This window comes from Rhodanobacteraceae bacterium (assembly GCA_024234055.1).
Taxonomy (GTDB): domain Bacteria; phylum Pseudomonadota; class Gammaproteobacteria; order Xanthomonadales; family SZUA-5; genus JADKFD01.
Map to the genome: position 1 here is coordinate 17,562 of JACKOW010000005.1, position 15,104 is coordinate 32,665.

The following is a 15,104-nucleotide window of genomic DNA, read 5'->3' on the forward strand; positions in this document are numbered from 1 at the left end:
GTGCCCTCGCAGGATGTGCCCTCGGCGGCAGCCATGCCCCTGACCCCCGCCTTCACCGACGTCCTGCGCGGCGGTCGCTCCGAGTTCAACCGGCGCTTTGCGCTGGCGCAACAGCGCTATCCGGGGCTGGACGCAGCCGCGTTTTCGGCGCTGCTCGAGGGTTCGGTGAATGCCATTGTCGAGCGTGTCGTGCGTATCGATACCGGCGCGGTTCCGGCTCTGGTAGACACCCTCTACGACACTTCGCTGGCGCTGCTGGGCCAGCGCTGGATCGGCCCCGGCGGGCGGGCGCCGAGCGTGGTCAGTGGCTGGGAACTGCTGGCCGAACATGCACCGGCCCTGCTGGCGCAACAGCCGCAGGCGCTGATCATCTCGACCGCCAATGCGCTGAGCCACTGGTCGGCGCACGGCGGCGGCGATGACTGGCTGCTGACACTGGCCGAACTGGCAAGCCGCGCCCGCAACCCTGACGATCTGCTGCGCGCCGGACAGGTGGCTGCCTGGCGCCATGGTCTGGCGCACTATCGATCGAGTGCGCTGGAGCGGGCGCGCAGTCTGGATCGCGAGTTGCTCGCCCTGGCCCTGGGCGTGGTGCCGGAGAACTGGCATGAAAGCATGCTGGTGCGGCTGCATGCCGAACGCTGGTATCGGCCGGACCGACCGGATGTCGGCGCTGCGCCCAGAGTCGTCGGCCAGGTCGGCGCCTTCGTCGGCTTCGGCGGACGCTTTGAAGAACCGCCGCTGGCCGGCGAAATTGGTGGCGAACTGCTGCTCGATTCGGGCAGCGCCCGCTTCAGTCTTTACGCCGATGCCTACGGCGCCAATGTCCAGGCCCACGGCGACGGTCAATTGCTCGCGGCACAGCGCTTGCCCAAAGGCTGGCGTATCGACGGCGGCACGCTGACCGGCCCCGACTGCGCCTTCGCCTTCGAAGAGCGCGGCGCCATCACCAGCGCCGCCCATACCGCCGACACGCTGGTGGTCACCCATGCCTGGTCGCATGCGGCGACCTTGATCGCCTTGGCGTGAGTGGAGCGGGGAAAGGGGAAATGGAAAAAGGAAAAGGGAGGAGCAGGAACGCGGCGCGTCAAGCAGCAACGCGCCTCACTGTGGGAGCGGGCTCTGCCCGCGATCGCTCTCGGTCTGGTCGAACACGCTTCGTGCTGGACGGCTCTCTGGCCGGGTCTTGTTGTGAGTCATCTTTATCGGTCCGGCCTCGCCTTCCAGCCATGACCTGGCGTCATTGCGAAAGGGAGCGATCGCGGGCGAAGCCCGCTCCCACAGAGAATCCCGCCCGGCATTTCGCCTTGCAGTCGCGACTTTCCCGTGTCCAAGCCTGAGACCCGGCCACTGGCCGAACGCTGGTCTGCCGCCTTCCCCGACGCGCTGGCGGCCTGGAGCCCTTACACCCGGCTGAAGGCGCCACTGCTGCTGGACACCTCCAAGGCTGCGGCCGCCGAGGGTCTGACCGGCAGCTTTGCGATGATCCGGCTGGTGGACCAGACCGTGGTCATCGATCTGCAGCAGGTGCGTGAGCTCGGCATCGAGAACTATGCAGTCGAGGTGCTGGCGCACGAGATCGGTCATCACGTCTACGCGCCGGCCTCGATCACCGATCACACCCGCTCGCTGGCGCGGATGTTGCCGGCGCTGCCGACGGTGACCCAGCACGCGCCGATGATCGCCAATCTCTACACCGATCTGCTGATCAACGATCGGTTGATGCGCAGCGCCGGGCTGCGCATGCCCGAGCTGATGCAGGCTGTGGTGCGGGGCAATCAGCGCGGAGAACCCAGCAAGCTCTGGATCCTGTATCTGCGCATCTATGAGCTGCTCTGGGGCATGGAGCGCGGCAGCCTCTGCGGCAAGGCGCTGCCGCCGCGGGAGCCGCGCCGCCCGGCTGCCGTTGCCGGATCCCACAGCGGCCAGGCTTCGGCCAGGATTGCCCAGGACAACGCCGCCGACGCAGCCAGCGCGGACACGCTCGACATCGAAGTCGATGCCCGTCTGGCTTCGCGTCTGGTGCGTCACCACGCCCGCCACTGGCTGGCCGGCGTGGGTCGTTTCGCCGTGCTGGTGCTGCCCTATCTGATCGAGGATGCCAAGGCCGGCGAGCGCCTGCAGACGCTGATGGACACCAAGGACGCCGGTCGCGGCGGTCAGCCAGAGGGCATGACTGACATGGACCCTGAAGAATTCGAGGACATCCGGCACCCGGGCGCCGACGACGCGCTGGCCGACGATGCCCCGGTCGAGGACGACCCCGGCAAGACCGGCAAGCCCGGCCAGAGCAAAGCCAAGTCCGGCACCGGGCAGGCCCGCGATCCCTTCCAGTACGGCGAACTGCTGCGACTCGCCGGCCTGACCCTGGACGCCCAGGATGCCGCCATTCGCTATTACGGCGAACGCGCTCGGCCTTATCTGGTGCCCTTCCCCAGCCTGCCGGCGCAGCACAGCGAGGATCCCCTGCCCGAGGGCCTGGACCCCTGGGAAGCAGGCGATCCCATTGATCAGATCGACTGGCGCGAGAGCCTGGTACTGAGTCCGGTACCGATCCCGGGGCTGACCACGGTGCAGCGCCGCTATGGCACCCAACCGGGATTCGACAGCGCCACGCGGCCACTCGATCTGGACGTCTATGTCGACAGTTCCGGATCGATGCCCGATCCGCGTCGGCAGTTGTCCTGGCCTGCGCTGGCCGGCGCCGTGATCTGTCTGTCAGCCCTGCGCGCCGGTGCGGCGGTGCAGGTCACGCTCTGGGCCAGCCGCCGCGAAGTCACCAGCACCAAGGGCTTTGTGCGTTCGGCCGAGGACTGCCTGCGGGTGCTCACCGGTTATTACGGCGGCGGCACCCAGTTCCCGCTGCCGACGTTGCGCGAGACCCATGCTGGCCGGGTGAAACTGAGACATCCCACGCACATCCTGGTGGTCTCCGACGACGGTGCCTCGACCATGTTCGATTCGCCCGACGAACGCGGCACGCCGGGTATCGAAGTCTGTGCCAGGGCGCTGAAGCAGGCAGCCGGCGGCGGCACACTGGCGCTGAACATCCCCGCCGACTGGGATCGCGCCAAGACCCGCAACAACTGGCAAGCTGGCGCCTTCGGCTGGCTGGCCCGCGCCCGCGAGGAACAGGGCTGGCTGATCAGCCCGGTAGCGACGCTCCCCGATCTGCTCGGCTTCGCCCAGGCCTTTGCGCGCCGGCATTATGGGCCCGCTGAGGGCTAACAGAACGATGACTGCATCCTGATCCAGGGCCTTGGGTTGGGGTCGGCGTTGCAGTGCCCGAGAATCCTGGCTCGCTGATGGCCTCAGATTGGCCTCACATCCGTTAGTCACTGTGCGCGTAGACTGACGCCACGATGACGCTGCACGATGCCCGCGGATGGCTTGCCGCGTGCGAGCTTGTGGTGATCTTTGGCCTGTAGACAGAGGACCTCCAATGCCCAGATTTCTCAAGTCCATCAGCTTGCTGATCGGGCTGGCTTGCGCCTGTGCGCAGCTGTCCGCCCAGACTCTCACCGATGCCAGCGCTTCGCGTCTGCTACGGCAGGCAGAGCAGATTGCCGAACGTGGTGCCGACCGCCCCGGAACGAAAGCCGAGATCGATCGTCAGCTGACCGAAATTGCCAGGCTGCAATTGGCGGCCGAGCGTGGCGAGATCAAGCTCAACCCGGTCAGTCAGCAGCGCCTGCAGATGGCCACCGAGATGCTGGAAGCGGTCCCGGCGGCGGTGACGGTGGACCCGCGCGCGCCCTCGGCGCTAACCACGATTTCGGGGACGGTCACGGCAGCGGCCGGCGGCGCACCGCTGCAGAATGTGCTGGTGCGCGCCTTCGAATTCAGCCTGGGTATCTCGGTGGGCGGTTCTGGTGTGGTGTCTGCAGCCAATACCGATGCCAGTGGCAACTACACACTGACCTTGCCGCCCGGGAACTACGTGGTTCGCGCGCAGGGGTCGAGCGCCACCCTGCCGGCCTCCGGCACTGGCTACAGGATCAAGGTCTACGACGGACTGGATTGCGACAACGGCTTCGATTGTCCAGGCTATTTCGGCACTGTGATTCCGCTGTTGACCGGCACGCCGGTGACCGGCATCGATTTCCAGTTGTCCGTCGGAGCGGGCATCAGTGGCGTGGTTCGGCGAGCCAGCGACAGCACGCCGGTCACTGACGGCTACGTCCGCGCCGTGCGCCTGGATGGCAACACCAGTGGCACTTCCGTCATTGCCGTGGATGGCAGCTATGCGATCACCGGCCTTCCGCCCGGCACCTACCGGGTCTATGCCGAAGCCTACGCGCCCACTGGCCTGATCGGTGCGGCGCTGGGGAACGTGCCCTGCAACGCGGATGACTGCCCCTTTGTTCCGTCCACCCTGGTGACCGTCGCAGCAGGAGCCAGTGTCGGTGCCACCAATCTGGCACTGGAAACTGCCGCCTCGCTGAGTGGCAATGTCAACGACAGCGCCAGCGCTGTGGTGCCCTTTGCCCAGATCGCACTGTATTCGGACGATCGCTACACGATCACCTACGCCCAGGCCGATGCCAGCGGCAACTTCAGCTTCCCCGCGCTCCGCGCCGGCACCTACCGTCTGCTGGCTGGGCCGGCCAGCACCGATCCGGTGAGCTTTCTGCCGATCTCCAGCACGCATGGCCAGGTCGCCTTCCCCAGCAGCTACTGCCCGGGAGCGATCTGCGAGCCCCTGAGTGCCAGTGCACCGATCACCGTTGTCGCCGGCACCCCCCAGACACTGCCCCAAATTACGCTGCCGATCCTCGGCACCATCAGCGGCCAAGTGCTGGAAAGCGGTACCGGCACGCCCCTTCAGGATGTCTCCATCGGCGTTTACAACAGCGCCCTGGGCGGCGTGGGCGCGGGCTACACCGACGCCGGCGGCAACTACACGATCCGCGGCATCCCGCCAGGTGTGTACTACGTCAGCGCCGATGCCCGGAGCGCCAACTATGTGCTCACCTACAATGGCAATGTGGTGTGCCCGAGCTTGGGATGTGACGAATTCGGCACGCCGGTCACGATCACCGCGGCCGGCCCCGGCAGCAGCGCCACGGTCAATTTCAGTCTGCAACGTGGCGGCAGCATCACCGGCACCATCACCGATGGACTGACTGGCGCACCGGCCTTGCGCAATCGCATGCGCATCGAGCTGTTCAATGGCAACAGCACCTACGCCCAGGCAGCCTTCCTGAACTGCACGCCGCCGACCACATCGACACCCGTCGCCTGTTCGTACACGGCCACCGGGCTGGCACCGGGTATCTACAAGGGCGTTTTTGCCAGCACCTCGGCGATCGGTTTTGTAGACACCGCCTTCGGCGGCACGCCCTGTCCGCGCGGCGGCTGCGATCAATCGGTGTTGCCACCACTGTTCGCCACCACCGGCAGCACCTTGTCCACGATCGACGTGATCATGCCGCGCGGCGCGCTGGTTCGCGGTACGGTCAGCGACGCCGGCAATCCACCCGATTGCCGCGCCTATGACCCCGCGACGGGCCTGGGGGGCTGCGGCGGCATTGGCTTCAACAACACCCTCGACAACTATGCCGGTTTCGCTCAAGTGGATCGCGCCGGCAACTACTATTCGCGCACCGGCTTCACCGCGGGCACGACGCTGTATGCGGCCACCTTCCTGCTGCGCAACAACTTCAGCTACGGCTTTGGCTATGTCGATCAGGCTTACAACGGCCTGAGCTGCCCCTATGGCAGCTGCGGCATCACCACCGGCACCGGCTTCACGGTGACCGGCGTCGATACCACCGGCATCGACTTCGCGCTGGTCAAGGGAGGCAGCATCTCGGGGCAGGTCTCGGCCAGCAGCGGCGGGACTCCCATCGCTGGCGTCGACATCAAGGTCTACGACAGCGCCGGGCGGCTCTCCGGCGTGGCCAAGAGCGTGGTCGGCGGCAGCTACCAGGTGTATGGGCTGTCGCCCGGCAGCTACTTCGTCACCACCACCAATGCGCTGGGCTATCTGGACGAGGCCTACAACAACATCGTCTGCGACCCCTTCTGCAACCCGCTCGACGGAACTGCCGTGGTAGTGTCCGGCTCGGCGACCACCGCCAACATCGACTTCGCGCTGGATCTCTCGGCCACGCTGCAAGGCACGGTCAGGCTGGGTGCAGCGCCCGCCGCCAATGTGCCGGTCGAACTCTACGGCGCCATCGGCAACCTGCTCCGCACCAGTTCGTCCGACGCCGCTGGCCTGTACACCTTCTCGGGCTTGCCGGCCGGTCGCTACTACGTGCGCACCCGTGACACCCTGGGCCGTGCCGATGATCTGTTCAGCGCACAATCCTGCGTGGGCAACGCCTGTCAGGTGCGCCTGGGCACTCCCATCGATCTGGCGCCGCCGACCACCTCATCGTTCACCGCCGATCTGACCCTGGCCACGCCCGCTGCCATCACCGGCACCATCACCGCCGCCAGCGGCGGCGCGCCCATCTCCGGCATCACGGTGCAGTTGCTCGCCGCCAGCGGTGCCGTGGCCCTGACCAGCACCAGCAATGGCGCCGGTGTCTATCGCTTCGATGGCCTGGCAGCGGGCAGCTACCACATGGTGACCCGCGGATCGACCGGTTTCATCGATCTGGCCTTTCCGTCGACGCCCTGCCCGGCTGCCTGCAACGGCCTCAACGGCAGCGCGATCCCGCTGACGGCAGGAACCACCCTGAGCGGCCAGAACTTCGTGCTCAACAGCGGCGGCTCGATCAGTGGCACCGTCAAGTCCGGGCCGGTTGCGCCCATCGTCGGCGCCACGGTGCAGGTCTACAACGGCCTCGGCATTCCGGTGGGGCAGATCTCCACCAACGCCTCCGGCAATTACCAGATCGATACGCTGCCCAGCGGCAACTTCTTCGTGCGCACGCAGCAATCGCTCGGCTTTGTCGACCAGGTCTTCAATGCCCTGCCCTGCAGCGGCTATTGCGATGTGCTGAGCGGCACGGCAGTCCCGGTCAGTTCGGGCCTGGGCACCGGTCTGGTCGATTTCACGCTGACCGGCGGCAGTTCGATCAGCGGTCGCGTGACCAATGCTGTCGGCGGCGCCGGCATCGCGCTGGCGCGGGTGGTGGCTTTCGATACCGGCGGCTTCATCGCCGGCCAGACGCAAACCAACGCCAGCGGCGATTACTCGATCGCCGGCTTGCAGCCGGGCACCTACCGCCTGCGCACGGCCAATCTGTCGGGCTTCGTCAATCAGGTGCACAGCGGCATTTCCTGCACCCCCACGCCCTGCCTGGCGCTGTCCGGTACGCCGATCGTGCTCGGTGCGGCACCGATCACCGGCATCAATTTCGCGCTGACCCCGGGCAGCACCATCTCCGGCACCGCCGGCGACACCTTCAACAATCCGCTGCCCACCGGCACCGCCTTGTTGCTGGACGCCACCGGCGCCGAAGTCGCGAGCACGCCGATCAGCAACGGCGTGTGGGAGTTCAACGGCGTCGCCAATGGCACTTACTACGTGCTGATCCGCAACAGCTCGGGCCTGGTCGATCAGCTCTATGCCAACGTGCCCTGCCCGGCCGGCGCCTGCAATGTGGCTGCACTGGGCACCCCGATCGTGCTCAGCAGCACGCGCACGCCGGGGGCGGTGAACACCGGGCCGGCCAACATCAATCTGCGCCTGCCTACCGGCCAGACCATCGCAGGCACCGTGCGCGATGCCGGCAGCAACGCCCCATTGGCAGGTGTGACCGTGTACTTCTTCAACAGCAGTGGCGCCGCTGTCGGCCAGGCCATCACCAACGGCGCCGGCCAATATCTCAGCGAAGGCAGCCTGCCCTCGGGCACCTATTACGCGGCCACTGCCAATGGCGTCAGTCGCGGCGCCGGCAACGGCTACGTCAACCGCCTGTACAACGGCCAGAACTGCCTGCTGGCCTGCAATGTCACCAGCGGCACGGCGATCAATGTCAGCACTGCGCCAGTCACCGGCATCGACTTCAACCTGGCCACCGCCGGACTGGGTCTGACCGGCACAGTGCGCGATGGCGCCGGCCAGCCGCTGCAACTGGTCGGCGTCGACATCTACGACAGCGCCGGGCGTCTGGCCGGCACGGCCACCAGCAATTCGCAAGGCGTGTATGCCGTCAAGGGTCTGCCGGCAGGCAACTACTACGCCCGCACCCGCAACAACCTCGGACTTCAGGACCGCCTGTTCGGTGGCGCCGTCTGCGGCAGTGGCTGCAATCCGCTGAGCGGCACGCCGATCGCCGTTCCGGCATCGGCCCAGATCGGCAATATCGATTTTGTGCTGACCCTGCCTGATCCGGTGTTTGCCAACGGCTTCGAGTAGCTGTCCATGCGCTGCGCCCTGGCCGACCAGGGCGCAGCGCCAGGCGGTGCTCCGGCGCGTCACCGCCCGGACAGCGCTGCGCGCAGTTCGGGCTACAAAGCCAAAGCGCTGCTTCGTAGCCCGTTGTGCGGCGAAGCCGCTCAGCGGGGCTCTGGTCGCGAGATGACCACCCACAGCAAACCGGATTGCACAGCAAGCCTGCGCTATCTTCGACGCTCCAAAATCGGGTTGGAGTGAGCGATGCGCGCAGCATGGAGCTTGTGTCTGCTGGCCGGCATGGCCGGTGCGCAGACACCCGGTACCGAGCCTGATCTCACCGACGTCGCCGCGGCGAACGCCATAGTCACGCTCGAAGCCCCGAGCGATCGCGCCGAGGCCATCCGCGCCGGCTACACCAAGTATGAGTACCGCATTCCGATGCGCGATGGCGTGCGCCTGTTCACTGCGGTTTATGTGCCCAACGATGCCAGCAAGGCCAAGACCTATCCGCTGCTGATGGTGCGCACGCCGTACTCGGTGGCACCCTACGGGCTTGATCGCTACAAGGCCACGCTCGGGCCCACCGAGGACTACGAGAAGGAGGGCTTCATCTTTGTCTTCCAGGATGTGCGTGGCCAGCACATGAGCGAGGGCGAATTCGTCAACATGCGCCCGCATCGCCCGAACAAGGCCGGCACCGAGACCGATGAATCCAGCGACAGCTACGACACCATCGAGTGGTTGTTGCAGCACGTGGCCCATCACAATGGCAAGGTCGGCCAGTGGGGCATCTCCTATCCCGGCTTCTACACCTCGATGGCGGCGATCGACAGCCATCCGGCGCTGAAAGCCGTGTCGCCGCAAGCACCGATCGCCGACTGGTGGCGCGGCGACGACATGCATCGCCACGGCGCCTTCAATCTGCAACTCGCCTATGCCTTCTTCTCCGGCTTCGGCAAACCGCGCCCCGCACCCACCGACGATGAATCCTGGGAGCGTTTCGATTTCGGTACGCCGGATGCCTGGCAGTACTTCCTTGAGCTTGGACCGCTGTCGAATGTCCCCGGACGGTTCAAGCAACCGGTGGCCTTCTGGAGCGATATCGTCGCTCACCCGGACTACGATGAATTCTGGAAAGCGCGCAGCATCCTGCCGCATCTGAGAAATGTCGGCGCAGCCACGCTGGTAGTTGGCGGCTGGTACGACACCGAAGATCTCTATGGCCCACTGCAGACCTACGCCGCCATCGAGCGTCTGAATCCCAAATCGCGCAACACGCTGGTGATGGGCCCCTGGCCGCATGGCGGCTGGGCGCGTGGCAAGGGCGATCGCCTGGGCGATGCCGAATTCGGCTTCAACACCGCTGAGTATTTCCAGCCGCTGGCACTGGCCTTCTTCAAGCAGCATCTCAAGGGCGCCGAGGACGCTGGACTGCCCGAGGCGCTGGTGTTCGAAACCGGAGCCAACCGCTGGCGCCGCTTCGAGCAATGGCCCCCGGCCGCAGCGCAAGCGCGTCGTCTGTATTTCCATGCCGAGGGCCGACTCGACTGGAATCCGCCCACCAGCGATGGTGCCGATGACTACCCCAGCGACCCGGCCAAACCGGTGCCCTACACCCAGGAGATCAGCCAGCGCTGGAGCCGCGACTACATGGCCGAGGATCAGCGTTTTGCCGCCCGCCGTCCCGATGTGCTGGTCTACCAGACCGCGCCGCTGGAACAGGATCTGACGCTGGCCGGCCCGCTGCACGCCGATCTCTGGTTCAGCACCAGCGCCACCGACGCGGACGTGGTGATCAAGTTGATCGATGTGTCACCCGGCGAGCCGCGTGGCTGGGACGAGAACGATTTCGAATCCGGCCGCAAGAACCGCGGCGGCCAGCAGACGCTGGTGCGCGGCGAACCCTTCCGCGGCCGTTACCGCGAATCCTACGAACGGCCGCTGCCATTCACGCCAGACCTCGCCACCCCGGTGAACTTCGCCATCAACGACGTCTTCCATACCTTTCAGCGCGGGCATCGCATCATGATCCAGGTGCAATCGAGCTGGTTTCCCTTCATCGACCGCAACCCGCAGACCTTTGTGCCGAACATCTTCGAAGCCAAAGCGGAAGACTTCGTGCGCGCCACCCACCGGATCCATCGCTCGCCGGAGCAGGCCAGCAGTGTCGAAGTGCGGGTATTGCCGGCAGCGGATGCGGCAGTCGATTGAGCGCCCCGACTGAAGGCGATCATCCGCAGATGCCGCGTCTGTAGCCCGGGTAAGCCGCAGGCGCACCCAGGAATACCAGCGATACCCCCGGGTGCGTCTGCGGCTTACCCGGGCTACAGCTACTCGCGGAAGAAGCGCTGCAGCGCCAGCGCGAATCGTGCATCCTTCTCCACCGTGTTGTGATCGGTATCGAGCCACTGGATCTCGGGCGAGTTGCTGAAGGCCCGCGTCAGGGCCTCGGCATGGGCCGGCGGAATGATCTCGTCCTGGCGCGCAATCAGCAGCAAGGTTGGCACCTGCACCCGGACTGCGTCGGCAGTGGCCTCGAAGCGCTGGTGCAAGAGCCAGCGCACGGGAAACCACGGATAGTGTCTGGCAGCCACTGCCACCAGGCTGTCATAGGGCGTGATCAGCGCCAGTCGGCCGACCGCACGCCGTGCCGCCAGATGCAGGGCAACGCCGCTGCCGACACTGCGTCCAATGACATCAATCCGGGTGTGGTCGCCGGCGATGTGGTCATACAGGGTCAGCGCGTCCTGCTTCAGGCCCACCTCCGAAGGACTGCCCTCGCTGGCACCGTAACCGCGATAGGCCAGCAGGTAGACCGTGTGCTGCGGAAACCAACGGGCAAAGCGCTCGCGCTGATGATTGATGGCCTCGGCATTGCCGCCGAAATAGATCAGCGCACGCGACTGGCCAGGGTTCACGCACCAGCCGCGCAGCCGCAGCCCGTCGCTGAACAACTCGAAATCGGTGGTCTGCGGCCTGACCCGAGTACCTTGCGGCAGGAAGATCATCTGTGTCTGCGACGCCCACAGAAAAGCGCAGAGGAACAGATAGAGGGCGATGGCCGTGGCCACCAGAAAACTCAGCATGCGCAGCATCCGGAAACTCGGTGCGGGAAACGCGAGCATTGTGGCCGATAATGGCCACACACACCGCCCATTCGGGTAGCAGCATCGCTTTGCTCATGTCGATCGACTGGACCTCTCCCGATTCCCTGTTGCGCAGCGCCGACGGCTGGCTGCTGCCCGAGCCGCACCGGGAGGCGCTGACCGACGCCTACCAGCACCCGCCACGCGCCTACCATCACTTCGGCCATGTGCTCGAGGTGCTGCGCCACTACCATGAACTGGCCGCCGGTCCGGGCTGGCAACAGCCGCGCGAGGTCTATCTGGCGGTGCTTTACCACGATGCCATCTACCAGCCCGGCCGCTCGGACAATGAGCGCCGCAGCGCCGAGTTGGCACGGCATGAATTGGCCGACGCGCCGGGCATCGATCTTGATCGCGTCTGCGAACTGATCACGCTCACAGCTCGTCATGGATCGCTGCGCCCGCAGGACGTCGATGCCGACGCCGCACGATTCCTCGACTGCGACATGGCCATCCTCGGCACCGAGGCTGCGGCCTTTGACCACTACGATGCCGCCATCGCCGAGGAATACGCAGGCGTGGTGCCCGGATTCGTCTACCGCTTCAAGCGCCGTCGCTTCCTGGCCGGCCTGCTGGCGCGCCCGCGCATCTACCTCAGCGATGACGGCCACGCCCGCTGGGATGCTCAGGCGCGCGCCAATCTGCGGCGGGCAACGGGCAAGGGCTGACCACATGCCGCGGGTGGCCGGGGCTGCGCTTGACCACGGCTGATTCGCGGCAAACCGAGGACAATCGGGCCCGGCCTCGCCAATGCCAGGACACGATCGTTTACAAGTCGCCATTAACGCGTATGCTCAAGGATTCTCGACTTCGGTACGCCCACACATGCGTCTGATCTGCCTGCTTCCCTGGTTGCTGTCGGCCTTGGCTGCGCAACCCTCGTATGCGCTTGATGGAAATGCCCACCCAAGCGCCCTGGCGCAACGACTGGAACGCGAGCTCAACCAGAGTATCGCCAGCGCCCAGCGCTCGGCTGAGGCGCTGGACACCGGCACGCTGGACCGGATCGACAGGGAGATCCGCAACGGTACAGCGCAATGGGCCAGTCGCCAGGACGCCATGCCCGCCGACACCGTCAAACTCGATCAATTGCGCGGCGTGTTGCAGAACGCGCGCCTGTACAACGACAAGCTCGCGCGCGGCGAGAACATGCCCCTTCCCTACACCACGCTCGAAGCCGGACAGCGGGTGGTGGCCAGATCGGCCGGCAGCCTGGGATCCAGTTGTGAGCAGGCGTGGCCGATCGAACTCGACAAGCCCATGTCAACCGATCTGGCGCCGGCTGGACGGGCGGGCGATCAGTTCTGGCTGCAGGTCAAGGCCTCGGACCGATCGGTCGCGGTATCAACCCTGGGCAGTACCGGCGACGTGGATCTAGCCGTGTTTGCGCAGTGCGGCGATGACCAGGCCGTGCTCGTCAACGACGATTACTATGGCTTGCAGGCACTGGCGCGGCTGCCGGCGGCGCAGACAGGCTTCGTACGGGTCCGCAATCTGGATGCGCTGGCGCCGCTGGAAGCGCGGATCGAGGCGATTCTGGCCGGCGGCTTCACCGGGACGATCAGCCTCACGCCTGCCGGCACTGGCTCCCCGGCCGGGCTGATCGTGTCCTATTTCTCGACGCCCGGTGGCTACTACCAGGGACAGACCCAAGCCGTAGCCAACGGCAGCTACGCGCTGACTGCCCTGAGTCCGGGCAATTACTACGCACGCACGGCGGCGAGTTCTTCTTTGCAAACCTCGGTACTTCACGAGGCCTACGACAAGGTCCCGTGCAGCAACAGCGACTATTACTATCTGTACGCCTGCAATGCCAGCGCACTCACCGAGATTGCCGTGGTCGACGGCCAGACCACCACCAACATCAATTTTGACCTTGGCCTTGCCCGATCGCTGCAGGTTCTGGTTCGCGACGCCGTGGACGCTCGGCCGCTGGCGGCATCGGTGGTCCTGTACCGAGATGGCAATACCGTGACCAGCAGCTACACCGATGCTACGGGCCGCGCTCGATTCACCGGACTGTGGCCGGACGTGGACTACCGCGTCACCATCGGTGCTGAGGGCTACCAGTCCGAGGTCTATGACAACATCGCCTGCCAGGGTTATTGCGAACCGTCCTTGGGAACGCCGGTCATGTTCACGCCGTCAGGCACGTTCTTCCGGGAGTTGACCGCCGATCTGACGCCCGTCCGCAAGCTCCTGATCCATATCCCGATTCTGGCTCAGACCAGCGCCAGTGCCGAAGCCCGACTGCTGTACGCCAGCAGCCAGATTGCGGCGTCGGCCTATTCCTACTATCAAGGCAGCGTGCCTGGCTATCGCACCGTGGTGATGAACGACCCGCCGGTCGGCAGCTTCTATCTGCAGGCCGGATACAACGGCGCCAGCTTCTGGCGCATCTATCCCGACATCGATTGTCTGGATAATTGCCCAACGATGCTGACCCAGGGTCAGACCATCACGATCTCTGGCACGCCGGGCACCCAGGAGGTCTTTGTCGACGTGCGACCGTTTCCTTCGGTAGTCGGCACCGTGACCGACGCGGTCAGTGGCGAACCGGTGGATGGCGCGCTCACCTCCATGCTGTCGCTGGGCATAGGCTACGGCGGATCTGACTACACGGATACGGACGGCGATTACCTGCTGCCATACGTGCGCCCAGGCACCTACCTGGTGATCACCAGTTCGCCGAATCATGTCGACGTGGCGTTTCCCGATGCGCCCTGCAGCGTGGTCAACGGCGCGACCGTGTGCCCGACGGCAACACCAGTGAGCGTGGGTACCAGCCAGGCCACCTATCGTTTCGACTTCGCACTGACACCCAGCGGTCGCATCAGCGGAAACATGACGATCGAAGGCAGTGCGTTGCCGAATTACTACTATCCGCAGATCAACCTGCGCCGTGCCGACGGTTCAACCTTCAGCGGCGCCGTCGAGTGGGTGGGCACCGGTTACTCGCTGTCGGATGTCGACCCAGGCACCTATCGGGCCTCCGTGCCCTGGCAGGTTGCGCACTTTGGCCAGATCTATCCGGGCATCGATTGTGCGGGCAGCGCCTGCGACTCGACGACGCTGGGCCAGACCATGGTTGTGGGGCCAACGCCCCTGACCGGCATCGACTTCGATTTTCGTCTGCGCCGCGGAGCGAAAGGCCGAATCGTCGACGCCAGCACGGGGCTTCCCATCAATGGCGCGATTCTGGATGTCTGGTTGAATGGCGCGTCCTACCCCAGTGGTTCCGTGCTCAGTGGCCCGGATGGCCGATTCGCACTGGCCATCAACGAGAATTACATCCAGACATTCAAGATTTCGACCAGCACCGGCGGCGGCTATGTGAACGAGATCTACCGCAACATCCGGTGCCCATTGGGACCAGCGATCTTCAACCTCTGCGACATCAATCTGGGTGAGACCATCAACGCCAACCATGCCATCGACAGCCAGGGCATCACCATCCGCCTGATGCCCGAGTCCGCTGGCGCGTTGTTTGACGATTCATTCGACGATTAGCAGGGCTTGTGCCGCCGCCAGTTGATCCTGGCGGCGGCGATCTGCCGGGCCAAGACTGGCCCCGGCAAGGAGCGTCCAGACAAGTCTGGACCTGCAAGAGCACGCTTGCCCCGTGGGCATAGCCGGGCCGACACGGGCGGCTCGGATTGGTC

General features: G+C 65.6%; 7 protein-coding genes. 6 read left to right on the forward strand and 1 reads right to left on the reverse strand.

The genetic code is table 11. The annotated features are described in order from the left end of the window. Positions 1-33 precede the first annotated feature (33 nt). From H7A19_10690 to H7A19_10705, 4 genes are all read left to right on the forward strand, one after another. Entirely contained in the window at positions 34-1,029 is a 996-nt protein-coding gene (locus H7A19_10690; GenBank protein MCP5475290.1) for a hypothetical protein, read from the forward strand. 297 nt (positions 1,030-1,326) lie between these two features. Further along, positions 1,327-3,228 carry a VWA domain-containing protein gene (locus tag H7A19_10695; protein ID MCP5475291.1) on the forward strand — a complete coding sequence of 634 codons (1,902 nt, stop codon included), beginning with the start codon at positions 1,327-1,329 and terminating at the stop codon, positions 3,226-3,228. Positions 3,229-3,442: 214 nt separating this feature from the next. Beyond that, positions 3,443-8,317 carry a carboxypeptidase regulatory-like domain-containing protein gene (locus H7A19_10700; GenBank protein ID MCP5475292.1) on the forward strand — a complete coding sequence of 1,625 codons (4,875 nt, stop codon included), beginning with the start codon at positions 3,443-3,445 and terminating at the stop codon, positions 8,315-8,317. 276 nt (positions 8,318-8,593) lie between these two features. Beyond that, a complete protein-coding gene (locus H7A19_10705) occupies positions 8,594-10,507 on the forward strand; it encodes a CocE/NonD family hydrolase (protein ID MCP5475293.1) in 1,914 nt (637 codons plus the stop codon). A gap of 119 nt (positions 10,508-10,626) precedes the next feature. On the opposite strand, the gene H7A19_10710 is transcribed toward H7A19_10705, so the two are convergent. Further along, positions 10,627-11,391, reverse strand: a complete 765-nt coding sequence (locus H7A19_10710; GenBank protein ID MCP5475294.1) for an alpha/beta hydrolase — start codon at positions 11,389-11,391, stop codon at positions 10,627-10,629. A 140-nt stretch (positions 11,392-11,531) separates the two neighbouring features. Here H7A19_10710 and H7A19_10715 point away from each other — a divergent pair, with 140 nt between their 5' ends. Continuing rightward, positions 11,532-12,110 carry a hypothetical protein gene (locus tag H7A19_10715; protein MCP5475295.1) on the forward strand — a complete coding sequence of 193 codons (579 nt, stop codon included), beginning with the start codon at positions 11,532-11,534 and terminating at the stop codon, positions 12,108-12,110. A gap of 157 nt (positions 12,111-12,267) precedes the next feature. Then, on the forward strand, positions 12,268-14,952 hold the full coding sequence (locus H7A19_10720; GenBank protein MCP5475296.1) for a carboxypeptidase regulatory-like domain-containing protein: 2,685 nt from the start codon (positions 12,268-12,270) through the stop codon (positions 14,950-14,952). Positions 14,953-15,104: the final 152 nt, after the last annotated feature.